This window comes from Rhizomicrobium sp., from assembly GCA_037200045.1.
In the GTDB taxonomy this organism is placed as follows: Bacteria; Pseudomonadota; Alphaproteobacteria; order Micropepsales; family Micropepsaceae; genus Rhizomicrobium.
In genome coordinates, this window is record JBBCHM010000001.1 from 1,730,165 (window position 1) to 1,755,795 (window position 25,631).

Consider the following 25,631-nt stretch of genomic DNA (forward strand, 5'->3'; position numbering starts at 1 on the left):
CGCTACGCGTCCTTCGCCGCCCGCCATCCGCTTTGACGCAGTTCCTCGTTAAGCACGGCTTTACCATCCGCACGGCAATGTTTGCCTAGCACGGCGCGGGGCCCCTTCGGCTTCGCGTTCGAGAGCGGAGGGCACTTTGCCGGAATTCGTCAAAGCGATCGGTGCGGCGCGGTTCGGCGTCATGGCGGGAGTCGCCGCGGCGTTGACCGCGTTCTTCCTTTATGTCGCAGGCGCGCTGACCGAGCCGCCCAAGTCGATCCTGTTCTCCGGGCTGGAGCCGCGCGACGCCGCGGCCGTCACCGCCAAACTCGACTCGCTGAACGTCAAATACGAGGCCAAGGGCGACGGCGGCACGATCCTGGTTCCCGCCGACGACGTGACCAAGCTGCGCATGACGCTGGCCTCCGACAACCTGCCGGCGGCGGGCGTCGGCTATGAGATCTTCGACAAGTCGGACGCCTTCGGCGCCACCGCCTTCGTGCAGAACATCAACCGGTTGCGCGCGCTCGAGGGCGAGCTGGCGCGTTCCATCCAGACCATCGACGGCGTCGATGGCGTGCGTGTGCACCTCGTCATCCCGGAGAAGGAGATATTTTCCCACGACGACCAGTCGCCGACCGCCTCGGTCGTGCTCAAGACGCGCGGCGTGATGGCGCGCGGCCAGGTCCTGGCGGTGCAGCATCTCGTGGCGGCCGCGGTCGCCGGACTGACGCCGGAGCGCGTCGCGGTGGTCGACGACAAGGGCGACCTGCTCGCCGGCGGCGACGATAAGACCGGACCCAACGCGGCCTCGATCGGCGAAGCCACCGAGACCAGCGATTTCGAGGATCGGCTGCGCAACCGCGTCGAATCCATCGTCGCCTCCGTGGTCGGGGCCGGCCATGTCCGCGTGCAGGTCACCGCCGACATGTCCTACACCCATACCTCGACGACCAGCGAGCATTACGATCCGGACAGCAAGGTCGTCCGCTCGACCCAGACGACGGAGGCCAACGATACCGATCCCGGCGGCAATGGCGCGGCTCCGGTCTCGGTCGGCAGCGCGCTGCCCGGTGCCGCGGCCCCGCCGCCGGCCGACGGCACGAAATCCGGCTCCTCGCACACCGAGGAAACGACGAATTACGAGATCAACAAGGACATCACGACCTCCACCGTCGACGGCGGCGCGATCAAGCGGCTCTCGGTCGCGGTCGTGGTCGACGGCACGCCGGGCACCGGCGGCGCCTACAAGCCGCGCACCGCGGCCGAGATGAAGCAGATTTCCGACCTGGTGAAATCGGCGATCGGGTTCGATCCCAAGCGCGGCGACATCGTGCAGGTCGACAACATGGCGTTCGCGCGGATGGATGTCGGCGACGGCACGCCGCCGCCCACCCCGTTGCTCGGCCTCGACGGCCAGGACTGGTTCAAGATCATCGAAGTGGCGATCCTGTCGCTGACCGCGCTGCTGATCGGCTTCTTCGTGGCGCGGCCGCTGATCGCGCGGATGTTCGCGCCGGTCGCGCTGACCACCGTGACGACGCAAGGCTCCGTCGTCGCCGGCGCCCTGCCCGCGCCGGCCGGCGGCGCCGCGCCCGCGCCCGCCAACCCGCAGCTCGACGCCAGCGGCCAGCCGCTCGCGATCGCCACATCGCAGCGCTCCTCCATCGACATCGCCCAGTTCGAGGGTCAGGTGCGCGATTCCTCCATCAAGAAGGTCGGCGAAGTCGTCAGCGCACATCCCGAGGAAGCGCTGGCGATCATCCGCACCTGGCTCCACGAACCGGCATAAGAGACCATGGCACCCCGCAGCAAAACCGCCGCCAAGGACGACGTCCGCCAGCTCACCGGCGCCGAGCGCTCGGCCATCATCATGCTGTCGCTCGGCGAGGAGCATAGCCAGCGGCTCTGGCAGCTGATGGACGAGGACGAGGTCAAGGAAGTGTCCCAGGTCATGTCGACCCTGGGCTCGGTCAGCTCCAACCTGGTCGAGAAGCTGCTGGTCGATTTCGTGTCGCAGATGTCGGGCACCGGCTCGCTGATGGGCTCTTACGAGTCCACCGAGCGCCTCCTCTCGCGCATGATGCCGGAGGATAAAGTCTCCCAGATCATGGAGGAAATCCGCGGTCCCGCCGGCCGCACCATGTGGGACAAGCTCGCCAATGTGAACGAGACGGTGCTGGCGAACTACCTGAAGAACGAATATCCGCAGACCGTTTCGGTGGTGCTGTCCAAGATCAAGCCGGAGCATGCCGCCCGCGTGCTGGGCTCGCTGCCCGAGGAATTCGCGCTCGAAGTCGTGCAGCGCATGCTGCGCATGGAATCGGTGCCCAAGGAGATCCTCGACAAGGTCGAGCAGACCCTGCGCATCGAGTTCATGTCCAACCTCGCCCGCACCGCCAAGCGCGACGCGCACGAGCACATGGCGGAAATCTTCAACAATTTCGACCGCCAGACCGAAAGCCGCTTCGTCACCGCGCTGGAAGAGCGCAGCCGCGATTCCGCCGAGCGCATCAAGGCCTTGATGTTCACCTTCGAGGATCTGGGCAAGCTCGATCCGGGCTCGATCCAGACGCTGCTGCGCCATGTCGAGAAGGACAAGCTCGGCCTCGCGCTCAAGGGTTCGACCGACACGCTGCGCGACGTGTTCTTCTCCAACATGAGCGAGCGCGCCGGAAAAATCCTCCGCGAGGACATGGAGGCGATGGGCCCGGTGCGGCTGAAGGACGTCGACGAGGCGCAGATGCGCATGGTCAACGTCGCCAAGGACCTCGCCAACAAGGGCGAGATCATGATCGCCAACGGCAACGCCGAAGACGAGCTGGTGTACTGATGACCGCCGCCAAATACACCTTCGACATCGAGTTCCGGCCCGAGGGCGACCTCGTCTCCAACGCCGCACGGGCGCGCCAGAAGCGCGCCTATACGATGGACGAGATCGACCAGCTCTCGGCCCGCGCGCGCGAGCAGGGCATGAAGGCCGGCCAGGTGCGCGCCGCCGAAGCCCAAACGCAGGAAGTGGCCAAGCTGGTCGAGGCGCTGAAGGCCGTCGTGACGCGCTCGGCCAAAGCGACCGACGAGGTGCGCGAGGAAGCCTCGATGCTGGCGCTCGCCGCGGCGCGCAAGCTGGCCGGCGCGGCGGTCGATGCGCTGCCGACGGCCGATGTCGAGGAGGTGCTGCGCCATGCCCTGCACCAGGCGCTGGGCGAACCGCGCATCGTGCTGCACGCCAGCCCCGCCGTCGCCGAGCTGTTGCGGCCGAGGCTTGCCGAGATCGCGCATGAGGAAGGCTTCGAGGGCCGCGTCGTCGTCAGCGGCGAGGCGGCCATGGGCTCGGCCGATTGCCGCATCGAATGGCGCGGCGGCGGCGCCGAACGTTCCGCCCAGCAAATCGAGAGCGCGATCGGCGAACTGATCGCGCGGCGTTTTTCACATCCGTCGGAGGAATAGACCATGGCAGCCAGCGACAATGTCGATCTGCCCGATCTGGGCCATGACGCGCCGGGCGCGTCGCCCGCGCTCCTGACCACGGACGCCTCGCAGGAGGCCGACATCAAGCGCACCGCCCAGGACCTGGAAGCGGTGTTCGACGTGCCGGTCACGGTCTCGGCCGTGCTCGGCAAGTCCGCGATGGAGGTCAGCCAGCTTTTGAAGCTCGGCAAGGGCACGATCGTCGAGCTCGACCGCAAGGTTGGCGAGGCGATCGACATCTATGTCAACGACCGGCTGGTCGCGCGCGGCGAGGTCGTGCTCGTCGAGGACCGCCTGGGCGTCACCATGACGGAAATCATCAAAGCCGGCCAGTCGTAAGCGGCGGAAGGAAGAGTGCCATGAGACTACTCATCGTCGGACAGCTCCAGGGCCAGCTCACCACCGCGACCAAGATCGCGATGGACCGCGGCGCCAAGGTGACCCACGCTATCGACATCGAACAGGCGCTGGCGAGCCTGCGCGGCGGCAAGGGCGCCGACCTCGTGCTCTGCGACGTCAAATGCGACATCGGCCAATTGGTGCGCGGGCTCTCCACCGAGCGCATCTGCACCCCGGTCGTGGCCTGCGGCATCGGCACGGATGCGAGGAGCGCGGTCGACGCGATCCGCGCCGGCGCCAAGGAATACCTGCCGCTGCCGCCCGATCCGGAGCTGATCGCCGCCGTGCTGGCCGCCGTCGCCGACGAAAGCCATCAGATGATCTTCGAGGATCCCGCGATGGAAGCGGTGATCTCGCTGGCCGACCAGGTGGCGCCGAGCGAAGCCTCGATCCTGATCACCGGCGAGAGCGGCACCGGCAAGGAGGTGATGGCGCGCTATATCCATCGCAAGTCGCAGCGCGCCGACAAGGCGTTCATCTCGGTCAACTGCGCCGCGATCCCCGAGAACCTGCTGGAAAGCGAATTGTTCGGCCATGAGAAGGGCGCCTTCACCGGCGCCATCGCCCGGCGCATCGGCAAGTTCGAAGAGGCCAATGGCGGCACGCTGCTGCTGGACGAAATCAGCGAGATGGACGCGCGGCTGCAGGCCAAGCTGCTGCGCGCCATCCAGGAGCGCGAGATCGACCGCGTCGGCGGCACCAAGCCGGTCAAGGTCGACATCCGCATCATCGCGACCTCCAACCGCGACCTCGCCGAGGCGGTGAAGCACGGGCTGTTCCGCGAGGACCTGCTCTATCGGTTGAACGTCGTGAACCTGCGGCTGCCCGCCTTGCGCGAGCGCCCCAAGGACATCCAGGCGCTGGCGCGGCATTTCGCGCACAAATACGCCCAGGCCAACGGCGTGGCTTATCGCGCTATCGCGCCCGTGACGGAGAGGCTGTTGGCCGGCCATCCCTGGCGCGGCAATGTCCGCGAGCTGGAGAACACCATCCATCGCGCCGTGCTTCTGGCGAGCGGGCCGGACATCCAGCCCGAGGCGATCCGCCTGCCGGACGGCACGCAGGTCGGCAACCGGGTGACGAGCGATCTTCCCGCGCCGGTGCAGGCCGCGGTGAACAACGCGGTGGCGGTGACGCGCGGCCTCGTCGGGCGCACCGTCGCCGATGTCGAGCGCGATCTGATCCTGGACACGCTGGACCACTGCCTGGGCAACCGCACCCATGCGGCGAATATTCTGGGCATCTCGATCCGCACGCTGCGCAACAAGCTGCGGGAATATTCGCAGTCGGGCCTGGCGATCCCCAACCACGGCGAACAGCGCGTGGCGGCGGGATGAACATGAAAATCACTGTCATCCCCGGCCGAGCGAAGCGAGGGGAAGGGGACCCAGGCGTCGCCACCGCTCCGGTGTTCGACGCCTGGGTCCCCTTCCCTCGCCGTGCTTCGCACGGCTCGCCGGGGATGACAGCTTTGCTTGCGGAGAGAGTCGATGGCTGACGTTTCCGCCGCCAATACGACCGCCGCGCCCGCCGCCGGCGCGTTCAACTTCAGCGCCGGCCAGATCGTCGATATCCTCAAGCGCTCCGACCTGGCGCTCGCCATCGGCATCATGGCGATCCTCGTCGTGCTGCTGCTGCCGCTGCCGCCCTGGCTGCTCGACATCTCGCTGGCGCTGTCGCTCAGCTTCTCGATCCTGATCCTGATGACGGCGGTGTTCATCCGAAAGCCGCTGGAATTCAGCTCCTTCCCGACCATCCTGCTCATCACCACGATGCTGCGGCTGGCGCTCAACCTCGCCTCGACGCGGCTGATCCTCGGCCATGGCAATGAGGGCACCGCCGCCTCCGGTTACGTCATCCAGGCCTTCGGCAAGCTGATCATGGGCGGCAATTTCGTCATCGGCCTGATCGTGTTCGCCATCCTGGTAATCGTGAACTTCATCGTCATCACCAAGGGTTCGGGCCGCATCGCCGAAGTCGCGGCGCGCTTCAGCCTGGACGCGATGCCCGGCAAGCAGATGGCGGTCGACGCCGATCTCTCCGCCGGCCTGATCGACGAGAAGGAAGCCAAGCGCCGCCGCAAGGACCTCGAAGCGGAAAGCAACTTCTTCGGCGCCATGGACGGCGCCAGCAAATTCGTGCGCGGCGACGCCATCGCCGGCCTGATGATCGTCGCCATCAACGTGATCGGCGGCATCATCATCGGCGTGGCGCAGCACGGCGTGAGCTTCGTCGATGCGTCGCAGACCTACACGCTGCTCACCGTCGGCGACGGCCTGGTCAGCCAGATGCCGGCGCTGATCGTCTCCACCGCGGCGGGCCTGATGGTCTCCAAGGCGGGCGTCGAGGGCGCCACCGACAAGGCGCTGATCGGGCAATTGTCGTTCTACCCCCAGGCGCTCGGCATGGCCTCGGCCGTGATGGGCATCATCGGCCTGTTGCCCGGCATGCCGACCCTCGTATTCCTGGGATTGGCGGGCGGCGCCGGCGGCCTCGCCTATGTCGCCTACAAGAAGAAGGACGCGATCGCGGCCGTCGAGCGCGCCGAAGAGGAAAAGACCAAGACCGCGGAGACCTCCAAGGAGGAGCCGATCTCCACCGCGCTGGCGCTCGACCTGCTGCGCGTCGAGCTGGGCTACGGGCTCCTGCCGCTGATCAACGACGTGAAGGGCCATCGCATCACCGACCAGATCAAGGCGCTGCGCCGCCAGCTTGCCACCGAGATGGGTTTCGTCATGCCAGCGGTGCGCATCCTCGACAACATGCAGCTCGGCGCCAACGAGTACCGCATCCGCGTCAAGGAAGTGGATTCGGGCCGCGGCGATCTTTATCCGGGGAGCCTGCTGGTGATGGATCCCAAGGGATTGCCGGTCGACCTTCCCGGCACGCACACCACCGAGCCGGCCTTCGGCCTGCCGGCGACCTGGGTGGCGCAGGCGCTGCGCGAACAAGCGAGCTTCAAGGGCTACACCGTGGTCGATCCCGGCACGGTGCTGACCACGCATCTGACCGAAGTGCTCAAATCGCACATGGCGGAGCTGCTGTCCTATGCCGAGACCAAGAAGCTGCTCGACGATCTGCCGCCGGAGAACAAGAAGCTGGTGGACGAGCTGATCCCGTCGCAGATCTCGGTGACCGGCGTGCAGCGCGTGCTGCAGACGCTGCTGGGCGAGCGGGTGTCGATCCGCGACCTGCCGGCGATCCTGGAAGGCATCGCCGAGGCGGTCGGCCACACCAAAAACGCGATGTACATCACCGAGCATGTCCGCGCCCGGCTGGCGCGCCAGCTCTGCCACGCCAATCTGGCGCCGGCGGGTTACCTGCCGCTGGTCGCGCTGTCGCCGGCCTGGGAGCAGGCCTTCGCCGAGTCAATCGTCGGCCAAGGCGAGGACCGCCAGCTCGCCATGGCGCCGTCGCAGCTTCAGGCGTTCATCCAGTCGGTGCGCGACCGCTTCGACGAGGCGAGCAGCAAGGGCGAAGTGCCCGTGCTGCTGACCAGCCCGCAGGTGCGGCCCTTCGTGCGCTCGATCGTCGAGCGCTTCCGATCGCAGACCGTGGTGATGTCGCAGAACGAGATTCATGCCAGCGTGAAGCTGCGCACGATGGGGCAGGTGTGATGAGCGACGCCCATGTTTCGACCATCGAGATCCTCTCCCGCGTGCGGGAGAGGACGCAAAATCCTGCACTTAGCGAAGCTAAGTGCTTGGATTTTGCTGGTGAGGGGAACGGACACGCGACGGGCCCTCACCCGCTCGCTGCGCTCGCGACCTCTCCCGCAAGCGGGAGAGGTTGACACCATGCAGCTTCGCACCTTCCTCGCCAAGGACATGAAAGAAGCACTCGCGACCGTGCGCGCCGATATGGGGCCGGAGGCGGTCATCATCGCCACCGAGAAGGCCAAGAGCGGCGGCGTCATGGTGCGCGCGGCGCTCGACACGCCCGATACCGACGAACCCGCGCGGGAGATCGAGACGGCGGCGCCGGTCGCCGATTTCGACCTGCACTATCGCGACGGCCTGCTGCGCCGCCTGCGCGGTGCCGGCGAGACCAAGGCGCGCCTGTCGTTCAGCCGCACCGAGCTTCTCGCCGCGCTCGCCCGCCACCGGCTGCCCGACGCGCTGGCGCACGGGCTGGCCGAGACCGCCGCCAAGGCGCAGCTCACCGACATGACGCTGGCGCTGGCCTTCGCGCTCGACAAGCGCTTCAAGCCCTATCCGATCGACATGGCGGGCGCCGCCGCGCTGCTGCTGGTCGGGCCCAACGGCGCGGGCAAGACCGCGGTCGCGGCCAAGATCGCGGCGCATGCGCGGCTGGAAGGGCGGCGCATCACGCTGGTCGCCTCCGACTCGGCGGGCGCCGGCGCGGTGGCGCGGCTGGAGACCTTCGCGCGGCATCTCGATTGCGCCGTCACCACCGCCGACAGCGCCGCCGAACTCCATTCGCTGGTCGGCGAGTGCATCGCCAAGAAGACCTTCGTCATCGTCGACACCGCCGGCTTCGATCCGCGCGACGCCAAGGCGCGCACCGCCTTCGCCGCTCTCGCCCAGACGCCGAAGCTCGAAACCGTCGGCGTCGTCTCGGCGCTGAACGACGCGGAAGAAGCCGCCGAGATCGCCGAAGCACTGGCGGCGCTCGGCGCCAAAAGGCTGATCGTGACGCAAGCCGATCTCGCCCGTCGCGCCGGCGCGTTGATCGCGGTGGCGGCGCAGAGCCTGCCGCTGGCCCATGTCACCCGCTCGCCCTTCATCGCCGGCGGATTGGATTTGCCGACTTCGCTGACGCTGGCGCGGCTTCTGCTCGACGAACAACGGAGCGCACAATGACGACTCGCCTGACGGCCATCGGCTCCGGCAAGGGCGGCACCGGCAAGACGCTTATCGCGGTGAGCCTCGCCTATGCGCTGGCGCATCGCGGCGAACGCGTGCTGCTGTGCGACGCCGATCTCGGCCTCTCCAATGCGGGCGTGCATCTGGGACTGTCGCGGACCGGCGATCTCGGCGCCGTTCTTGCCGGCAGGAAGACGCTCAAGAGCGCGGTGGCGCGCGTCGCCTGCGGGCCGCGCAACGGCTTCGACATCCTCGCGGCGCCGTCCGGCTCCGGCGCGCTCGCCGATGCCGGCGAGGAGACGGTCGAGCGCTTGATCGAAGCGGTGGCGCAGGCGGGGCAATATGACCGCGTGCTGATCGATTTGGGCGCCGGCGTCGATGCCAAGATCATGACCTTCGCCGCCCATGCCGACGACGTTATCCTGGTGGTTACGCCAGACCCGTCGTCGCTGACCGACGCCTATGCCTTCGCGAAACTCTTGCTGCGCCGCACAACGACGCGCGTGCCGCAGCTTCTGGTTAACATGGCGCTGAACGCCACCGAGGGCCGCCGCATCGCCGAAGCGCTGATGAGCTCGGCGCGCGCCTTCCTGAAATGCACGCCGGATTACCTCGGCTACATTCCCTATGACGCGCGGGTTTCCGAGGCGGTGCGGCGGCAAAGCCCGCTGCTCGCCCTCTTCCCGCAGACGCCGGCGGCGACCGCCATCGAGACCGTCGCGCTGCAATTGCACGGCAGGTCCGGCGCGTCCCTGGCGGCGGCGGGCCTGCGTTAACCGTCAATCGTCATTAGCGGAATTTCCCGCTGCCCGAATTCTCGGCAGGTCGGAACTGGTGTATGATCCCTTAACAGACAGCGCGGGCCGGGGCGGCCCGAAGCTGTTCGCGCAAAGCGTCTGTCACACGGGGGTCACATGCCTTTTCTCTTGGATATCTGGCACGCCATTCACGACATCGTCCTGTCCTCGGACTGGAAGACGCTGGCGATCATGGCGGTCATCGCGCTCGGCGCCGGCTATTTGATGCAGAGCTTCGGCTCGGTCGTTTCGACGACGATCATCGCCCTCGTCGCCTTCGCGCTGATCGAATATGCGATGGCGATCACCATCGGCAAGCAGAGCCCGGCCGGCTATGCCACGATCGACTGGGAAGCGTACAAGCATCTGCCGCAGCTTACGCTCCTTGCCTATGGGCTGATCTTCGGCGTCGCCATCGCCATCGCGCACGCCGCGCGGTCGTTGATTCTCGACCGCTGACCGGGCTTGCCGGCATGGACGCCGAGCGGCGAAGCAGCTAGCTTCGCCGCATGGGCCTTTACATCGCTCTCGCCGTCGTCGTGGTCGTCGCCCTGTGGGCGATCCTGACCTATAACGGCCTGGTCTCGCGCCGCGCCATGGTGGCCGAGGGCTGGAGCGGCATCGACGCCCAGCTCAAGCGCCGCGCCGACCTGATCCCGAACTTGGTCGAGACCGTGAAGGGCTATGCCACGCATGAGCGCACCACCTTCGACGAACTCGCGCGTCTGCGCAGCCAGGGCGGCAGCCAGGACCCGGCGCAGCGCGCGGCCTCCGAACAGGCGATCACCGCGGCGATCGGCAAGATCATGGCGGTGGCCGAGGCCTATCCCGAGCTGAAGGCGTCGGAGAATTTCCAGTCGCTGCAGAAGGACCTGGCCGATCTGGAGGACCAGATCCAGCTCGCGCGGCGCTATTACAACGGCGCGGTGCGCAACCTGAACGTCAGCGTGCAGCAATTCCCCTCCAACCTGATCGCCAATGCGACGGGCTTCACCGCGGCGCAGTTCTTCCAGCTCGACAATGCCGCCGACCGCAACGCGCCGAAGGTCTCGTTCGGCTGATGCTGCGCGGCGTGCTCGCGCTGCTGTTCGCCCTCGCGGTCCTGCCCGCCGCCGCCCAGCAGTCCGAAAGCAGCGAGTCCATGCATCGCCGCGGCGCCGTGCCGACGCGGCCGGCACCCACCGAAACGCCCGCGACCGCGGTCGATCCGCGCGACGACACCGAACGCATCATCGCCTTCGACAGCGACATCACGGTGGCGCGCAACGGCACGATGACGGTGGTCGAGACCATCCAGGTCCACGCCGCCGGCGACGTGATCAAGCACGGCATCTATCGCGACTTCCCGACCCGCTACACCGACAGGCACGGCGCGAACGTGCATGTTCGCTTCGACGTCACCCAGGTGACGATGGACGGCCACGCCGAACCCTACGACACCGAGAACATCGACAACGGCGTGCGCGTGAAGATCGGCGACAAGGACACCACTGTCGATGTCGGCGACCACACCTATGTGCTGACCTACATCACCGCGCGCCAGATCAGCTTCTTCGCCAAATACGACGAGCTTTATTGGAACGTCACCGGCAATGGCTGGGTGCTGGGGATCGACAAGGCGTCGGCGACGGTGCACCTGCCCCCGGGCGCGAGCATCCTGCAGGACGCGGTCTATACCGGCAGCCAAGGCTCGACCGACCATAACGCGACCGCCGACCAGCTTTCGAGCGACACGATTCGCTTCGTGACGACGGCGCCGCTCGATGCCTATCAGGGGCTAACCATCGCGGTCGGCTTCGCCAAGAACGCCGTGATGCCGCCGAGCGCGGAGGAGCTGCGCCGCGATTATATCGTCGACAATGCCGGGACGTTCGTCGCCGTGCTGGGCGTGCTGGTGCTTGGCATCTTCTATCTCGCCGCCTGGTGGCATGTCGGGCGCGATCCCAAGCGCGGCACGATCATCCCCTTGTTCGCGCCGCCGGCCGGGCTGTCGCCGGAATCGGTGCGCTTCATCCACAAGATGGCCTATGACCGCAAGGCGTTCGCCGCCGCGCTGATCAACATGGCGGTGAAGGGCTTCCTCACGATCGCCGAGGACGGCGGCACCTATACGCTGAAGCGCACCGGCAAGACGGTGGGCGATTGCGGGCTGTCGCCCAACGAGATCGCCATGGCCGACACACTGTTCGACGACCTGACCGCCTCGATCGAACTCAAGCAGACCAACCATGCCGTCATCCAGCGCGCCATCACCGCGCTGAAGAACGGGCTGAGCCAAGAATGCGAGAAGCATTATTTCGTCACCAATGCCGGCTGGTTCATCGGCGGGTTGGCGATCCTGGGGTTGACGGGCCTCGCCTCGGCGCTGCTGGCGGAGGATCCGGGCAGCGCGATCCCGGTCATGCTGTGGGTGGCGGGCTGGTCGGTCGCCGCCGCCTACCTGCTGCACCAGGCCTGGCAGGGCTGGGTCAGCGTCTTCACCGGCCCCGGCTCGCGCTTCGCCAATTTCTTCGGCGCGGTGGTGACGAGCATCTTCGCCGTGCCGTTCGCGGGCGGCCTCGTCTTCGGCTTCTACATGTTCGGCCTGTCGGTCTCGACCGGCTCCTTCGCGGCGCTGGTGGTGGGCGGCATCCTCGCCTACGTCTTCTATTACCTGCTGAAGGCGCCGACGGCGGCGGGCGCCGCCACCCTGGACCAGATCGACGGCTTCAAGCTGTTCCTCGTCACCGCCGAGAAGGACCGGCTGGAGATGCTCAACCCGCCCAACGTCACGCCGGAAGTGTTCGAGAAATTCCTGCCCTATGCCATCGCGCTCGACTGCGAGAACCAGTGGAGCAGGAAGTTCGAGGCCGAAGCCGCGGCGGCGGGCGCCGGCGCCGACAGCAATTACGGCTACACGCCGCTCTGGTACACCGGGAGCAATTTCGGAAATCTCGGGACGGCGGGCTTTGCCTCGTCGATCGGCTCGGCGATCGGCAGCGCCGCGGCGTCCGCCTCGACCGCGCCGGGATCGAGTTCGGGATCGGGCGGCGGCGGGTTCTCCGGCGGCGGTGGCGGCGGTGGGGGCGGCGGCGGCTGGTAGGAAGCTATCGTTTCTTCGGCGCGATGCTGTCGAACGCGACCGGACCCGGCCCCAGGCCGACGACCACCAGCAATCCGCCGGCGATGGCCATGTTGCGCGCGAAGACCTGGAAATCGGCGGCGCGATCGATCGGATTGGCGATCAGCCAATAATCGTGCATCGCGACCGAGGCGATGATGGTGAAGCCGAACAGCAGAACCGCGCCGTAGCGTGTCTGGAAGCCGAACACCAGCGACAGCCCGCCCAGGAACACCACGATCAGGGCCAGTGCCAGGAGCAGCGGCGCGGCGGGAACGCCCTTGAGCACCATGAGCTGGATGGTGGCGTCCCACTGGTTGGCGTAGTCGAGCGCCGAGCCGAGGAAGAACCAGGCCAGGATCAACCGCCCGATCAAGGGAGAGATGTATTCGGAGAAGGACATGGCGCGCGCCCGGACGAATCAGCGGGAAGGAGTGTAAGGCCCTACCCTCCCCTTGAGGGAGGGTCGAAATCTTTGAGCGCAGCGAAAAGATTTCGGGGAGGGGTCGGGCAACGCGGCCCTACCCCTCCCCGAAAAATCTCCGCTGCGCTCCGATTTTTCGACCCTCCCTCAAGGGGAGGGTCGAAGACCTATGCGCCGCGCAGCGCGTGTTTGCGCAAATGCCGCACCAGCGCCATTTCGTCGAGGCGCGACTGGGCGCGGCGCTCTTCGAGCTCCTGGGCGCGCTTGGCCTGCTGCTCGTTGGCGAATTCCAGACTCTTCAGTTCCTGGAAGGCGACGTTGAGATCGGCCTGGGCGGTGACGCGTTCGCGCTCGATGTCCTTCAGCGTGGCTTTCAGATTCTCCCGCCGCGCCTCGATGGAGCGCAGGAAGGACGGGAAGGCGAGCCGCCCGATATCGGAATCGCCGGCGCGCTGGCGCTCACGCGCGACGCTGTCCTCCAGATCGGCGAGCTTGCGTTCGGCGTCGGATTTCATGCCGTCGAGAGTCGCCATGCGGCGCTTCATCTCGTCGACGCGAAAACGCCTGAGCCGGATCAATGTGTCCCCACGCTTCATGACCCATCACCTTTCCCCGCAATGCCACCCACGATCTTCGCAAGACCGGCATAGCATTCGGTAAACGTTGCGCACTCGTCCTTCTTCTGGGACAGGAAGGCTTCGAGCTGCGGATAAACCTTTATGGCCCTGTCCACTTCAGCATTCGTGCCAGACTTGTAGGCGCCCAGCCGGATCAGCTCGGCCATGTCGTCGTAAACCGCGAGCGGCGCCCGCGCGCGCTGCACAAGCGCCTGTTCCGCCTCGCTATTGCAGCCCGGCATGGCGCGGGAAACCGATTTGAGAATATTGATCGCGGGAAAGCGCCCGCGCTCGGCGATGTTCCGTTCCAGGACAATATGGCCGTCCAGGATGCCGCGCACCGCGTCGGCGACTGGTTCATTATGATCGTCGCCCTCGACGAGGACGGTGAACAGACCGGTGATCGAGCCGCTCTCGCCCTGCCGGCCGGGACCAGCGCGTTCCAAGAGGCGCGGCAGTTCCGCGAACACGGTCGGCGTGTAGCCCTTGCTCGCGGGCGGCTCGCCGGCGGAGAGCCCGACCTCGCGCTGCGCCATCGCGAAACGCGTGACCGAATCCATCAGCAGCAGGACATGCAAGCCGTCGTCGCGCAATTTCTCGGCGACCGCCATCGCGACATAGGCCGCCTGGCGGCGCACCAGCGGCGGCTCGTCCGACGTCGCCGCGACCACGACGGACCGCGCCAGGCCCTCTTCGCCCAGATCGTCCTCGACGAATTCCTTCACCTCGCGGCCGCGCTCGCCGACCAGCGCGATGACGATCGCATCGGCGTCGGAATTGCGCGCCAGCATCGCAAGCAGCGTCGACTTGCCGACGCCGGAGCCGGAGAAGATGCCCATGCGCTGGCCCTGGCAGCAGGTCGTGAAGGCGTTCAGCGCGCGCACGCCGAGATCCAGCTTGGCCCCGACCCGGGCGCGTGAAGCGGCGGCCGGCGGATTGGCCTTGAGCGGATAGGGCTCGGTGCCGCGGGGAAGCGCGCCCTTGCCGTCGGCCGGGTTCCCGAAGCCGTCGACCACGCGGCCGAGCCAGGAGCGGCTGGGAAAGATCGTGGCCGGCTGGTTTTCGAAATCGGCGCGAGCCCCCAGCGTCATGCCGTCGAGGCTACCGAGCGGCATGGCAAGCGCCCGTCCGTCGCGGAATCCGACCACTTCGCAGGGAATCTTCTTGCCGGAACCGGAGGTTAGGCGTACCTGTCCGCCCAGGCTGATGGCCCCGGCGGCGCCGGTGATCTCGACCAGCAGGCCCTCGATCCGGGCCACGCGGCCGAAACGGCGGACCGGCGAAATATCGGCGATGTCCTTGAGCAATGCGTGCATGGGGCCCTTTTTCGCGAAGACTTTCTGTCCGGCGATGCGGGTCCGATCTTGCCGACAAGGTTTTAAGTGGCGGTAAACTTAACAAAGCGAATCAAGGGGATGATCCCCTGCCACGAACGGTTTCTTAAGCCCGGATGAGTCGGAAGTGAGCCGGCATTAATCAATGCAACAAGATGTTAACCAGTTAAGGATAGGGTTCCTTAAGCGACGACCTGCCTGAAGAGGGGTTTATCGATATGCGTGTTCTCCTGATTGAAGACGACAGCGCCATGGCGCGCAGCATCGAACTGATGCTGCGCAGCGAGGGCCTCAACGTCTACACGACGGATCTGGGCGAAGAGGGCATCGATCTCGGCAAGCTCTACGACTACGACATCATCGTGCTCGACCTGCAGCTGCCCGACATGAGCGGCTTCGAAGTCCTGAAGGCCCTGCGCGTCGCCAAGGTGCAGACGCCGGTCCTCATCCTCTCCGGCAACGCGATCGTCGAGGCCAAGGTCAAGGCGCTCGGCTTCGGTGCCGACGACTATATGACCAAGCCGTTCCACAAGGACGAGCTGGTCGCCCGCATCCAGGCGGTGGTCCGCCGCTCCAAGGGCCATTCGCAGTCGGTCATCACGACCGGCAAGCTGATCGTCAATCTCGACGCCAAGACGGTGGAAGTCGACGGCCAGCGCGTGCACCTGACGGGCAAGGAATACCAGATGCTCGAGCTGCTCTCGCTGCGCAAGGGAACGACGCTGACCAAGGAGATGTTCCTGAACCATCTCTATGGCGGCATGGACGAGCCGGAGCTCAAGATCATCGACGTGTTCATCTGCAAGCTGCGCAAGAAGCTGGCGGCGGCGACCAACGGCGACAACTACATCGAGACGGTGTGGGGCCGCGGCTATGTCCTGCGCGACCCGAGCGGCGAAGAGATCGTCGCGGCGTAACGATTACCCCGAACAGCGGGCACGAAAAGGGCGCCGGAAACGGCGCCCCTTTTTTGTTTCGGCCAGGGCCGGAAAGTCCGCGCTACGCGATGTGCAGCCAATGCGCCGCGGCGACACCCAGGCCGAAGGAACCGCCGACCAGGGCGCCCAGCAGCGCCCAGTCTTCCATCGTGAAATCCGATATCTTCAGGAACGCGAAGCCCTCCAGGGCCGCGCGCCGCTTTTTGCCGCGCGTCGCCACGCGTTCCCTGATCCAGGCCTGGATCGAGCCGACCACGTCGGGATGCCGGAGACTTTCGCTCGTGAAGTCGATCTTCTGCACGTACCAGTCGGTCTTGCTTTCGATCAGGCCCTCTTCCTTCAAGCCTTTCTGGGCGATGATGTAGATCGGCAATCCCAGGCTATACGCTATGGCGGATTCGATGTGGTTCCACGCGGTGGTGTAGATCTCGCCGGACAGGCGGGTTTCGTTGGCGCCGCCCCGCCGCTCCACGCCCGCCTGAACATATTTCCGCTCATAGGCCACGATCATCACGCCGTCGCAACCGCGCATCACCTCCGCGATCTTTCCGATGGGGCTGCCGGTCGGATATTCGTTCTTGCCGATGATGCGCGGATCGCATTGGCATTGGCTGCGAAGGAAATCCTCGAGCGTATCGCGAAATTTTGCATAGGTTTCGGTATAGGGCGTTCCCATGCTGACGAAAATGCGCGGCGTGTGCATGACGTCTCCCGGCCACCTCTCCGTCAGATTACCAGTTTATGGAGCCACTTTGCAGATCAAAGGCGGCGTCGAGCGGCCGATGGGATGACCGACGCCCGCGCGCGTTCGCTATAGCCGGCAGTCCAAAAGGTGGCCGTCCAGGGGCGAGCCGATCAGCATCCGGTCGCCGCTCACCGCGGCGACGCTGGCGCCGCCGATCTGTTTGCCGAGATCGGTGTAGACCGCCCGAGCCGATTGCGGGATGCCGTTCGCCAGCGTCACCCTGAAGATCTCCGACGGCGCTGGCCTCGACGGATCGTCGCGGAACGCGGCCATTGCCAGGCCCTTGGGATGGCTTCCGACCCACAGCGTTCCCTTCGCGTCGAAGCGCAGATTGTCGACGCCGGAGGGGATGTCGAGCGTGCCGGCCTGGTCGAGCGAACCCGACACCGGCTGGCGCGTGAACGCATCGAGCCGGCGGGCATTGGTTTCGGTCGCGTAGAGGAAATGGCCGTCCGGCGACAGCGCCAGGCCGCTCGGATAGGCCAGATGCTGCGCCACGACGCGGAACACCATGCCGTCGAAATAGAGAATATCGGCGCGCGGCAGCACGAGAAGGTCTTCCAGCGCGCGGCCGAACGCGGTCGCGCTGCCGTGGTCGTTGGCGATGTAGAAATGATCGCGGTCGACCGCCGCGATGGCGTTGGGGCTCGACAGTTCGCGGCTTTCGATGTCGCCGATTTCGCTCAGCTTGACGGGGCCGGACGCCGGGACTTCGAAGACCTCGACGCTGCTCGTGCCGTCCTTGTGATGGTCGATGGCCAGCAGTGCAAGGCCGCCCGCGTCGCGCACCAGACTGATGCCATGGGGATGGAAATCCGCCGGCGCGCCGGCGAGCTTCGTCGGATGGGCGGGGCCGTCGAGCGGCAGGACGTAGATCCCGTCGCGCGGCGAAGGCGTGCCGCGCGCCAAAGCGCGGCGGTCGGTCGCGGAAATAAATGCAAGGCGAGATTGCGCGTCGATCGCGATGTCTTCCGTGCCCGCGATGCCGCCTATCGCGGCGCACTGCCCCGCGAAGCCCGGCGTCACATCGGTGAACACGCCATAGGCGTTGAGCGTGCGCACGACGAAGCCGATGGCGACCGCGGCCAGGACGGCCGCGGCGGTGAGCGCGGCGCGGACGTAAGGGCGCATCGTCAGCTCGCCAGCGCCATGGCGCTGGTGAATTGCAGGTCGGCGAGGCGGGCATAGAGCCCGCCATGGGCGACCAGCTCGGCATGGCTGCCCTCGGCCACGACGCGGCCCTGCTCCATCACCACGATGCGCTTGAGGCGCTGGATGGTGGCGAGGCGGTGCGCGATGACGATGGTGGTGCGCCCCGCCATCAGGTTCTCGAGCCCGATCTGGACCAGACGTTCGTTCTCCGCGTCGAGCGCGCTGGTCGCCTCGTCGAGCAGGAGCAGCGGCGCGGCGCGCAGGATGGCGCGGGCGATGGCGACGCGCTGGCGCTGGCCGCCCGACAGGGTCACGCCGCGCTCGCCCACCAGGGTCTCATAGCCGTTCGGAAGTTTCGCGATGAACTCGTCCGCCGCCGCGGCCTCGGCGGCGCGGCGCACATCGGCGTCGGAGGCGCCGGGGCGGCCATAGCGGATGTTCTCCGCCAGCGAGCCGGAGAAGATCACACTGTCCTGCGCCACCACGGCGATGTTGGCGCGCAGATCGGTCGGATCGAGCTCAGCAAGATCGACGCCGTCGAAGGTGATGGCGCCGGACTGGGGCGCGAAGAAGCGCAGCAGGAGCTGGAACACGGTCGACTTGCCGGCGCCGGAGGGGCCGACCAGCGCCACCGCTTCGCCGGGACGGATGTCGAGTGAAAAGCCGTTCAGCGCCTTGAAGTCCGGCCGCGACGGATAGCGGAACACCACGTCGCGGAACGACACCGCGCCTTTCGCCGGCCGGGGCAGCGGCTTGGGATTTTGCGGCGCCGCGATGTCGGGCTCGGCGTGCAGCAACTCCATCAGCCGCTCCGACGCGCCGGCGGCGCGCTGCAGGTCGCCCCAGGTCTCGCTCATCGCGCCCATGCCGGTGACGAAGATGATCGCATAGCCGGCGAACTGGGTGAGCACGCCGATCGACATGCGGTGCGCGATCACGTCGGTGGCGCCGACCCAGAACACCCCGACGATGCAGGACGCCACCGCCGCCATCACCACCGCCGTCATGATCGCGCGCGCCCGGGTGCGCAGGATGGCGACCGCGAAGGAGCTTTCGACCGCCGCGCCGAACAGCTTGCGCTCGGTGTCCTCGCGGGTGAAGGCCTGCACCGTCTGCACCGCGTTCAGCGTCTCGCTGGCGCGCGCCGAGGTGTCGGCGACCTTGTCCTGGCTGCGGCGGCTGAGTGTACGCACCCAGCGGCCGAACAGGATCAGCGGCAGGAGCACCAGCACCACGATGCCGATCACCAGCAAGGTGAGCTTGACCGAGGTGACGAACAGAAGAATCAGCGCGCCGACCAGCATGACGAGATTGCGCGCCGCGACCGAGGCGGAGGAACCGACCACGGTCTGGATCAGCGTCGTGTCGGCGGTCAGGCGCGACAGCACCTCGCCGGTGCGCGTCACCTCGAAGAAGGCGGGCGTCATGCCGAGAATGTGGTCGAACACGGCCTTGCGGATGTCGGCGATGACGCGCTCGCCGAGCCAGGTCACGAAATAGAAGCGGATGGCGGTCGCCACCGCCAAGGCGCAGGCAATGGCGATCAGGGGGAAGAAGTACCGGTCGATCTGCGACGCCATCGCCTCGCTGAAGCCGTTCTGCACCAGCCGGCCGAGCGCGGGCGGGATCAGGAGGCTCGCGGTCGAGGAACAGACCAGGGCGACGAAGGCCACCGCGATCGCCACCCGGTAAGGCTTTAGGAAGGGGACAAGCTGACGCAGCGGCGCGAGCGAGCGCGCCTTCGGGCGGGCGGCGGCCACATATTGTACCTGCTCGGCGTATTCTTCCCCGGTTTGCGCCACGGTTCCTGCCAATCCTGGTCTGTCGGACTGATATATAGGAGCGCGTGGGAGCGGCATAAGGGGCCCATCGCCGCGCGCCCTTTTGCTGGACATGCGTCGGGGAGACCGGCATGACGAAACCGCTGGACGGACAGGTGGCGCTGGTGGCGGGCGCGACGCGGGGCGCGGGCCGCGGCATCGCCCGCGAATTGGCGGCGGCCGGCGCCAAGGTCTACTGCACCGGGCGCAGCACGCGCGGCCATGCCGCGACGCCGGGCCGGCCAGAGACCATCGAGGAGACCGCCGAGATCATCGCCGGCGAAGGCGGCCGCGCCGTCGCCGTCCGGGTCGATCACACCGTGGAGGCCGAGGTCGCCGCACTCGCCGAGCGCCTGCGCGCCGACGAGGGCCGGCTGGACGTGCTGGTCAACGACATCTGGGGCGGCGACGCGGCGATCGACTGGGATGCGAAGTTCTGGGCCCTCGACATCGCGAAGGCGCGAGCGCTGGCGGACCAGACGGTGTTCAGCCATCTGATCACCGCGCGCCATCTGGCGCCGCTGATGGTCGAGGCGAAGCGCGGCCTGATCGTGGAGGTCACCGACGGCGAACACGCCGGCTATCGCGGCCAGTTGCTCTACGATTTCATCAAGGCTTCGGTGATCCGGCTGGCCTATGGCTTTGCCTGGGATCTCGTGGGCACGGGCGTCACCGCGCTGGCGATCTCGCCCGGCTTCCTGCGGTCCGAGGCGATGCTCGACCATTTCGGCGTGACCGAGGCCAATTGGCGCGAGGCGGCCAAGACCGAACCCGATTTCGCCTTCTCCGAAACGCCGCGCTATGTCGGGCGCGCCGTCGCGGCGCTCGCCGCCGATCCTGCGGTCGGCCGCCGGTCGGGGCTGGCCCTGTGGGGCGCCGACGTCGCGGAGGACTATGGCCTCACCGATGTCGACGGCAGCCGCCCCCATTTCTGGCGGGCCATGGAGGCCTGGCTCGCGCGCGAGATCGCCGCGCCGGGCGAACTACCGCCCAGGACCCGCTGGGTCCTGGCGGCGCGCTACGCCCAGATCCACACCACGCCGGCCAAAGCGGCGCTGGCCCGGCTCTATGCGGAAAAACTGGGTTTTCAGGGACTCGGCGCCGGGCTGGCGCCGTTCGGGTCCTGAGCCGGGCGCGCTTGCTTTGGGCCGGTCCTGCCCCTATAAGGCGCGGCTTCGCAGCGCGTCAGAGAGCCATAGGCCATGAAAAAGGGCATCCACCCCAATTATCACTTCGTCGAGGTCCGGCTGAACGACGGCTCGACCTACAAGACGCGCACGACCTGGGGCGAGGCCGGCCAGCAGCTCACGCTCGACATCGATCCGACGACGCACCCGGCCTGGACCGGCGGCCAGCAGCAGCTGATGGACCGCGGCGGCCGCCTGACGCGCTTCAACAAGAAGTTCGCGGGTTTCGTGAAGCCGTAAAAATCTGGACGTCACGGCCCGCGACTGCGGGCCGCCCAGGTGACGCTTGCACCAAACTTCTTTTATTTTTCTGAAAAACGGAAGCGAACTCAACTGGGTGGCCCGCGATCGCGGGCCATGACAGCGCGATTCTATTCTTCCGCGCCGAACGCCTGCTCCAGACGGTTCATCTGCGCCTGGATGCCGGACTGCGCCTTCAAACCGCCCTCGAACAGCACATCGTCGAGCCGCGCGATGCGGCGATAGAGATTGTCGCTGCGCGCCAGCAGATCCTGCAGCGTCGCGGGAAGCAGGTCGATCCCGGCCGCGCCGCCGAGGCAGATATCCTTCGAGCCGAGACGATAGCGCTCGTCATGCGCGTCTTCCGGCGCCATGTCGCCTTCGTGCACCGCGCGCTGCACCAAAAGCCAGCTCGCCGCCTGCATCAGCCGCGTGGTCACGCGCATGCTTTCGCCGGCATAGAGCAGCGCGGTCTTGCGCGGCAGGTCGCGCGCTTCCTGGCGGCCGCGGCCGTCGAGGTATTTCGCCGTCTCCTCGACCAGCGACATGCCTTCCTCGAAGGTACGATCGAACAACGCCGAACCGGTGAAGCTCTGGATGGAAACGTCACGCAGAAATTCGTCGTCGGCTATGCTGGTGCCCATATCGATCTGTTGCCCGCTCGTGCGAGGTGCAAGCTATCAACTCGTGCGTGCCGCGCAATACGTATTGCGCTGCGGCGTCCGCGTAAACCAAACGAATGGTTGCGCAGGAGCAACGAATAGCTGTGCGTATTAATCTTGATATGGAACCCCACCCGCGATTAACGCTTAAAGAACGCGTCCGCTGCGGATTTCGTGCGCGCGCGGTCGGATATCGCTTCGCGGCAGCGCGCGATCTCGGTTTCGAGCGCCGCGATGCGGCGTTCCAGTTCGTTCGCCGACATCGCCGAGATGTCCTCGCCGAGCACGATATCCGGCGCCTTCTTTCGCGGCTCCTCGGGATCGATCGCCATTTCCGCCTCCGCCGGTTCGCCTGCTATCTTCGCCCGCGATATTGCCAAGCGAAAGAGACGCCATGAAGGCCATCGAAGTTGCAAATCCGGGACAGGATTACGGGCTCGCGGTTGCGGACATCGCCAAGCCCGCGCCGGGCGCCGGCGAGGTTCTGATCAAGGTCGCCGCCGCCGGCCTCAATCGTGCCGATCTGGCGCAGGCGATGGGCGCCTATCCGCCGCCGCCGGGCGCCTCGACCACGCTCGGCATGGAAGTCTCCGGCACGGTCGAGAGCGTCGGCGCCGGTGTGACGCACTGCAAGGCGGGCGACGCGGTGTGCGCGCTGATACCCGGCGGCGGCTATGCCGAATACGCGGTCGCGTCGGAGAAATCCGTGCTGCCGGTGCCGAGGGGCGTGAGCCTCATCGATGCGGCGGCGCTGCCCGAAGTGCATTTCACGGTGTGGACCAACCTCATGGACTCGGCGCGGCTGAAGCCGGGCGAGAGCGTCCTGATCCATGGCGGATCGAGCGGCATCGGCACGGCGGCGATCCAGCTTTGCGCCGCGCGCGGGCACAAGGTGTTCTCGACCGCGGCGAGCGCGACGAAATGCGCGGCGATCGCGGCGCTGGGCGCGCGGGCGATCAACTACAAGGAACAGGATTTCGTCGCGACGGTGAAGGACGCGACCGGCGGGCGCGGCGTCGACGTGATCCTCGACATGGTCGGCGGCGAATACATCCAGCGCAACATGAGCGCGGCGGCGATCTGGGGCCGGATCGTCAACATCGCCTATCAGAGCGGCATGAGCGCCACCGTGAACTTCGCGCCGATGCTGATGAAGCGGCTGAGCCTCCTGGCGACGACGTTGCGCGCGCGGTCGAACGACGAAAAAGGCGCGATCCGCGACGCGGTGCTGCGCGAGGTGTGGCCGCTGATCGAAGCGGGCAGGATCAAGCCGGTGGTGGACCGGACCTATCCGCTGGCCGAAGCCGCCGCCGCGCATAAGCGGATGGCGGGCAGCGAGCATATCGGGAAGATCTTGCTGACGCTGTGAGCAATATCCAGGTACGAACCAATGCACAGTTGCTATTGTTGGCTGCGCTCTTGGGACACGACCGTGGTGGAGAACAACCGACAAAGAAGCAGCGATCTCGGCATTATCGGCAATTTGATTGCTACTTTACTTGTCAGCGGCGGATCAAGTGCCGGCATAAAGTATTTAGGACGCTTCACAGGACTAAACTTTGCAAGCGATCTCTGGAACGCACTTTCTGCGCTCGTGTTCCTTGTCTTATTTGTTGCTTTAACACTGATACAAAGAGGGACGCGGGTTTTAATCCTAACCGCCGTCCGAAGACTCCGATATCCGCGCGCGCAGGGAGACAGATTGGCGATTGCGATAGCTACCCTCTCCAACGACGTTGAAAGGCACATCGCCCATCACATCGAGTTATCACTCGCCGAAGTGTTCGGCGGACGAGTGGAAATTGTCCCATGCGAAGAGACTATTGTATTGGGAAAACGCGGCAACCTCGAAGACAGACAAATGGCGGGAGCACTGTCGGCGCAGGAAATTGCTGCGAAAGCAAACGCGCATCTGGTTATATGGGGGCAAGCACTTAGGCAAGAAAAGATCGTCGATCTATACTTCACGGCGCGCGGACACAACGACGGAAGTGTTCATTCCTATCTATTGACGCCCACTCTTCGGCTCCCAGAAAATTTCGGCACTGAACTTGGCACTGCGATTGCAGCGATCGCAGCCTCGTCAGCTGCGCCAGCTTACGACGGCGGCAAATACGCCGTCGACCTACTTCGGCCCGTGATATCGCAACTTCAACGCCTTGCCGGATCGCCGCCAGCCTCCCTGGACGGCGACACAAGGGCACAATTGTATTTGTCCTATGCAAGTTCATTGACGCTGCTTGGCGAGCAGGATCGCGACGAAGTTTCTCTTGAAAAGGCCGTCTATTATTATAGGCAAGCACTAAGAGCCGATCCACGAAGTTTGGATTCATGTTGAGGGATTTGGCTTTGTGAGGCGCCGGAGCATGATGCGGACCATGGCGAGACGGATGAAGGCCGCGACGGTGTTTGCATAGCGTTCGAAGTCGCGGCAAAGGCGTCGATTGCGGCTGATCCAGGCGAAGGTTCTCTCGACCACCCATCGTTTGGGCAAGACAACGAAGCCCTTTGCGATGTCGGATCGTTTGACGATCTCGATCTTCCACGTGCCGGTTCTTGCGGCAGCGGCGCGAACGCGTGGCCCCCGATAACCGCCATCGGCGTAGATGCGCTCGATGAAGGGAAACAGCGCCCGCGTCCGTTTGTCGAGCACCAGCGCCGCGCCGTCGCGGTCCTGGATGCCGGCGGAATGAACGGCAACGCTCAGCAACAGACCGAGCGTGTCGACAAGGATGTGGCGCTTGCGGTCCGTAACCTTCTTGCCCGCATCGAAGCCCTGCGGATCGAGGCTTTTGCCCCTTTTTGAGCCGCCTTGGCGCTCTGGCTGTCGATGATGGCCGCGGTCGGGCTGGCCTCGCGGCCTTCCTTCTCGCGCACCGCCACATAGAGCGCATGGTGGATGCGCTCCAGCGTGCCGTCCCAATCCCACAGCATGAAATAGAAATGCGCCGTGCTCTTCGGCGGCAGGTCTTTGGGCAGCGCCTTCCACTGGCAACCGGTCGAGAGCACATAGAAGATCGCGTTCAGAACTTCACGAACATCGATCTCGCGCCGACGGCCGCCGCGCTTGGCGGGCGGAATCAGCGGCGCGATCAACGCCCACTCCGCATCCGTCAAATCGTTGGGATACCGCAATCCAACCAGCGCCGCCGCCCGGCGATGCTCCGGCTTCCACATCTGGTGCCTCCTTCCGAATCAGGCACCGTCACAGAATCACAACCGATTCCCTCGATTCAATAACTTCCTGGATTGGCTCTAAAGGAACGACGTCTTGAGCGAGTGCCCTTCCAATGGGCAGCAATTCAAAACAATTTGGGCAATGCACTTACAAGTCTAGGTGAGATCGAGAACGGAACGACTCGACTGACGGATGCTCTAGCCGCATATCGTGAGGCGTTAAGAGTACGCACGAGCGAAAGCGCGCCTCTTCAGTGGGCAATGACGCTGAACAATCTAGCGACAGCACTCACAAGCTTTGGAGAACGGTCGGAAGGCACTGCAATGCTTGAGGAGGCTGTTGACGCATGCCGCTGTGCATTGACGGTGTACACGCCTCAGCAAATGCCCCTCCAGTGGGCTGCCACTCAGAATAATTTGGGAACCGCGCTTTTGAGCTTAGGAGAACGGGTGGACGATCCTGAAATCCTGCTCGAAGCCGTCCAGGCCTTCCGCATGGCGCTGGGAAAGTATGCCCTCACGAATAACCCTCTTGACTGGGCGATGACCCAAAATAACCTGGGATTCGCCCTTCTGAGCCTTGGCGAACGCGAACCGGGAACGGCAAAATTAGACGCAGCGGCCAAGGCATTTTGCGAAGCACAATGGGTGTACGCTCACGAAAAAGCGGCCAGTCATTTGGAAATAGTTGCGGAAAACCTTGGACGAACAAAGGCTTTGATTGCCGCCCGACAAGCACAAAAACCCTAGCCAAACCGTCCCT

Annotated in this window: 26 protein-coding genes; 17 read left to right on the forward strand and 9 right to left on the reverse strand. The window is 65.8% G+C overall.

All coding sequences use genetic code 11. The annotated features are described in order from the left end of the window. The first annotated feature begins 136 nt into the window (after positions 1 to 136). From fliF to WDM86_08190, 11 genes are all read left to right on the forward strand, one after another. Positions 137 to 1,771, forward strand: a complete 1,635-nt coding sequence (gene fliF / locus WDM86_08140) for a flagellar basal-body MS-ring/collar protein FliF (protein MEI9989991.1) — start codon at positions 137 to 139, stop codon at positions 1,769 to 1,771. Positions 1,772 to 1,777: 6 nt separating this feature from the next. After that, entirely contained in the window at positions 1,778 to 2,812 is a 1,035-nt protein-coding gene (gene fliG, locus WDM86_08145) for a flagellar motor switch protein FliG (protein ID MEI9989992.1), read from the forward strand. Beyond that, entirely contained in the window at positions 2,812 to 3,429 is a 618-nt protein-coding gene (locus WDM86_08150; protein ID MEI9989993.1) for a FliH/SctL family protein, read from the forward strand. The genes fliG and WDM86_08150 overlap by 1 nt, the downstream gene beginning before the upstream one ends. 3 nt (positions 3,430 to 3,432) lie before the next feature. Further along, complete coding sequence (fliN, locus tag WDM86_08155) at positions 3,433 to 3,789, forward strand: flagellar motor switch protein FliN (GenBank protein MEI9989994.1); 357 nt, start codon at positions 3,433 to 3,435, stop codon at positions 3,787 to 3,789. A 20-nt stretch (positions 3,790 to 3,809) separates the two neighbouring features. Next, positions 3,810 to 5,186 carry a sigma-54 dependent transcriptional regulator gene (locus WDM86_08160; GenBank protein MEI9989995.1) on the forward strand — a complete coding sequence of 459 codons (1,377 nt, stop codon included), beginning with the start codon at positions 3,810 to 3,812 and terminating at the stop codon, positions 5,184 to 5,186. A 153-nt stretch (positions 5,187 to 5,339) separates the two neighbouring features. Continuing rightward, a complete protein-coding gene (gene flhA / locus WDM86_08165) occupies positions 5,340 to 7,466 on the forward strand; it encodes a flagellar biosynthesis protein FlhA (protein ID MEI9989996.1) in 2,127 nt (708 codons plus the stop codon). A gap of 180 nt (positions 7,467 to 7,646) precedes the next feature. Further along, positions 7,647 to 8,672 (forward strand): hypothetical protein, encoded by a 1,026-nt coding sequence (locus WDM86_08170; GenBank protein MEI9989997.1) that lies wholly within the window; start codon positions 7,647 to 7,649, stop codon positions 8,670 to 8,672. Continuing rightward, positions 8,669 to 9,451, forward strand: a complete 783-nt coding sequence (locus tag WDM86_08175) for a P-loop NTPase (GenBank protein ID MEI9989998.1) — start codon at positions 8,669 to 8,671, stop codon at positions 9,449 to 9,451. Before WDM86_08170 ends, WDM86_08175 begins: the two co-directional genes overlap by 4 nt. A 138-nt stretch (positions 9,452 to 9,589) precedes the next feature. Continuing rightward, positions 9,590 to 9,931, forward strand: a complete 342-nt coding sequence (locus WDM86_08180) for a hypothetical protein (GenBank protein MEI9989999.1) — start codon at positions 9,590 to 9,592, stop codon at positions 9,929 to 9,931. Between the two features lie 50 nt (positions 9,932 to 9,981). Then, complete coding sequence (locus WDM86_08185; GenBank protein ID MEI9990000.1) at positions 9,982 to 10,533, forward strand: LemA family protein; 552 nt, start codon at positions 9,982 to 9,984, stop codon at positions 10,531 to 10,533. After that, on the forward strand, positions 10,533 to 12,554 hold the full coding sequence (locus WDM86_08190) for a DUF2207 domain-containing protein (protein ID MEI9990001.1): 2,022 nt from the start codon (positions 10,533 to 10,535) through the stop codon (positions 12,552 to 12,554). The genes WDM86_08185 and WDM86_08190 overlap by 1 nt, the downstream gene beginning before the upstream one ends. Positions 12,555 to 12,558: 4 nt before the next feature. On the opposite strand, the gene WDM86_08195 is transcribed toward WDM86_08190, so the two are convergent. The 3 genes from WDM86_08195 to fliI all read right to left on the reverse strand — a co-directional run bounded on the left by WDM86_08195 (position 12,559) and on the right by fliI (position 14,929). Further along, on the reverse strand, positions 12,559 to 12,975 hold the full coding sequence (locus WDM86_08195) for a DoxX family protein (GenBank protein MEI9990002.1): 417 nt from the start codon (positions 12,973 to 12,975) through the stop codon (positions 12,559 to 12,561). A gap of 188 nt (positions 12,976 to 13,163) precedes the next feature. Further along, positions 13,164 to 13,592 carry a flagellar FliJ family protein gene (locus tag WDM86_08200; GenBank protein ID MEI9990003.1) on the reverse strand — a complete coding sequence of 143 codons (429 nt, stop codon included), beginning with the start codon at positions 13,590 to 13,592 and terminating at the stop codon, positions 13,164 to 13,166. Then, positions 13,589 to 14,929: a flagellar protein export ATPase FliI gene (fliI, locus tag WDM86_08205; protein MEI9990004.1), complete on the reverse strand. Its 1,341-nt coding sequence runs from the start codon at positions 14,927 to 14,929 to the stop codon at positions 13,589 to 13,591. Before fliI ends, WDM86_08200 begins: the two co-directional genes overlap by 4 nt. 236 nt (positions 14,930 to 15,165) lie before the next feature. On the opposite strand from fliI, the gene WDM86_08210 reads away from it, so the two are divergent. Beyond that, positions 15,166 to 15,864 carry a response regulator transcription factor gene (locus WDM86_08210; protein ID MEI9990005.1) on the forward strand — a complete coding sequence of 233 codons (699 nt, stop codon included), beginning with the start codon at positions 15,166 to 15,168 and terminating at the stop codon, positions 15,862 to 15,864. A gap of 82 nt (positions 15,865 to 15,946) precedes the next feature. On the opposite strand, the gene WDM86_08215 is transcribed toward WDM86_08210, so the two are convergent. The 3 genes from WDM86_08215 to WDM86_08225 all read right to left on the reverse strand — a co-directional run bounded on the left by WDM86_08215 (position 15,947) and on the right by WDM86_08225 (position 19,584). Further along, entirely contained in the window at positions 15,947 to 16,588 is a 642-nt protein-coding gene (locus tag WDM86_08215; GenBank protein MEI9990006.1) for a hypothetical protein, read from the reverse strand. A 108-nt stretch (positions 16,589 to 16,696) separates the two neighbouring features. Continuing rightward, complete coding sequence (locus tag WDM86_08220) at positions 16,697 to 17,761, reverse strand: SMP-30/gluconolactonase/LRE family protein (GenBank protein ID MEI9990007.1); 1,065 nt, start codon at positions 17,759 to 17,761, stop codon at positions 16,697 to 16,699. 2 nt (positions 17,762 to 17,763) lie between these two features. After that, positions 17,764 to 19,584 carry an ABC transporter transmembrane domain-containing protein gene (locus WDM86_08225; protein ID MEI9990008.1) on the reverse strand — a complete coding sequence of 607 codons (1,821 nt, stop codon included), beginning with the start codon at positions 19,582 to 19,584 and terminating at the stop codon, positions 17,764 to 17,766. Positions 19,585 to 19,694: 110 nt separating this feature from the next. Between WDM86_08225 and WDM86_08230 the strand changes: the two genes are divergently transcribed. Both WDM86_08230 and rpmE read left to right on the forward strand, forming a co-directional pair. Further along, positions 19,695 to 20,729, forward strand: a complete 1,035-nt coding sequence (locus WDM86_08230; GenBank protein ID MEI9990009.1) for an SDR family oxidoreductase — start codon at positions 19,695 to 19,697, stop codon at positions 20,727 to 20,729. 75 nt (positions 20,730 to 20,804) lie between these two features. After that, the gene (gene rpmE / locus WDM86_08235; GenBank protein ID MEI9990010.1) at positions 20,805 to 21,029 is read left to right on the forward strand and encodes a 50S ribosomal protein L31; all 225 of its coding nucleotides are present in this window, start codon (positions 20,805 to 20,807) and stop codon (positions 21,027 to 21,029) included. A 131-nt stretch (positions 21,030 to 21,160) separates the two neighbouring features. Here the strand turns inward: rpmE and WDM86_08240 are convergent, their stop codons facing one another. Both WDM86_08240 and WDM86_08245 read right to left on the reverse strand, forming a co-directional pair. Continuing rightward, entirely contained in the window at positions 21,161 to 21,673 is a 513-nt protein-coding gene (locus WDM86_08240; GenBank protein MEI9990011.1) for a DUF1465 family protein, read from the reverse strand. A 158-nt stretch (positions 21,674 to 21,831) separates the two neighbouring features. After that, entirely contained in the window at positions 21,832 to 22,023 is a 192-nt protein-coding gene (locus tag WDM86_08245; protein MEI9990012.1) for a DUF1192 domain-containing protein, read from the reverse strand. A 62-nt stretch (positions 22,024 to 22,085) separates the two neighbouring features. Here WDM86_08245 and WDM86_08250 point away from each other — a divergent pair, with 62 nt between their 5' ends. After that, positions 22,086 to 23,060: an NAD(P)H-quinone oxidoreductase gene (locus WDM86_08250; protein ID MEI9990013.1), complete on the forward strand. Its 975-nt coding sequence runs from the start codon at positions 22,086 to 22,088 to the stop codon at positions 23,058 to 23,060. 63 nt (positions 23,061 to 23,123) lie between these two features. Then, positions 23,124 to 24,029: a hypothetical protein gene (locus tag WDM86_08255; protein MEI9990014.1), complete on the forward strand. Its 906-nt coding sequence runs from the start codon at positions 23,124 to 23,126 to the stop codon at positions 24,027 to 24,029. On the opposite strand, the gene WDM86_08260 is transcribed toward WDM86_08255, so the two are convergent. Beyond that, a protein-coding gene (locus tag WDM86_08260; protein MEI9990015.1) for an IS5 family transposase occupies positions 24,021 to 24,868 on the reverse strand; the annotation gives its coding sequence in 2 pieces (ribosomal slippage) (positions 24,021 to 24,496 and positions 24,496 to 24,868; 849 coding nt in all). The genes WDM86_08255 and WDM86_08260 overlap by 9 nt on opposite strands. Positions 24,869 to 25,129: 261 nt before the next feature. On the opposite strand from WDM86_08260, the gene WDM86_08265 reads away from it, so the two are divergent. After that, on the forward strand, positions 25,130 to 25,618 hold the full coding sequence (locus WDM86_08265; GenBank protein MEI9990016.1) for a tetratricopeptide repeat protein: 489 nt from the start codon (positions 25,130 to 25,132) through the stop codon (positions 25,616 to 25,618). Positions 25,619 to 25,631: the final 13 nt, after the last annotated feature.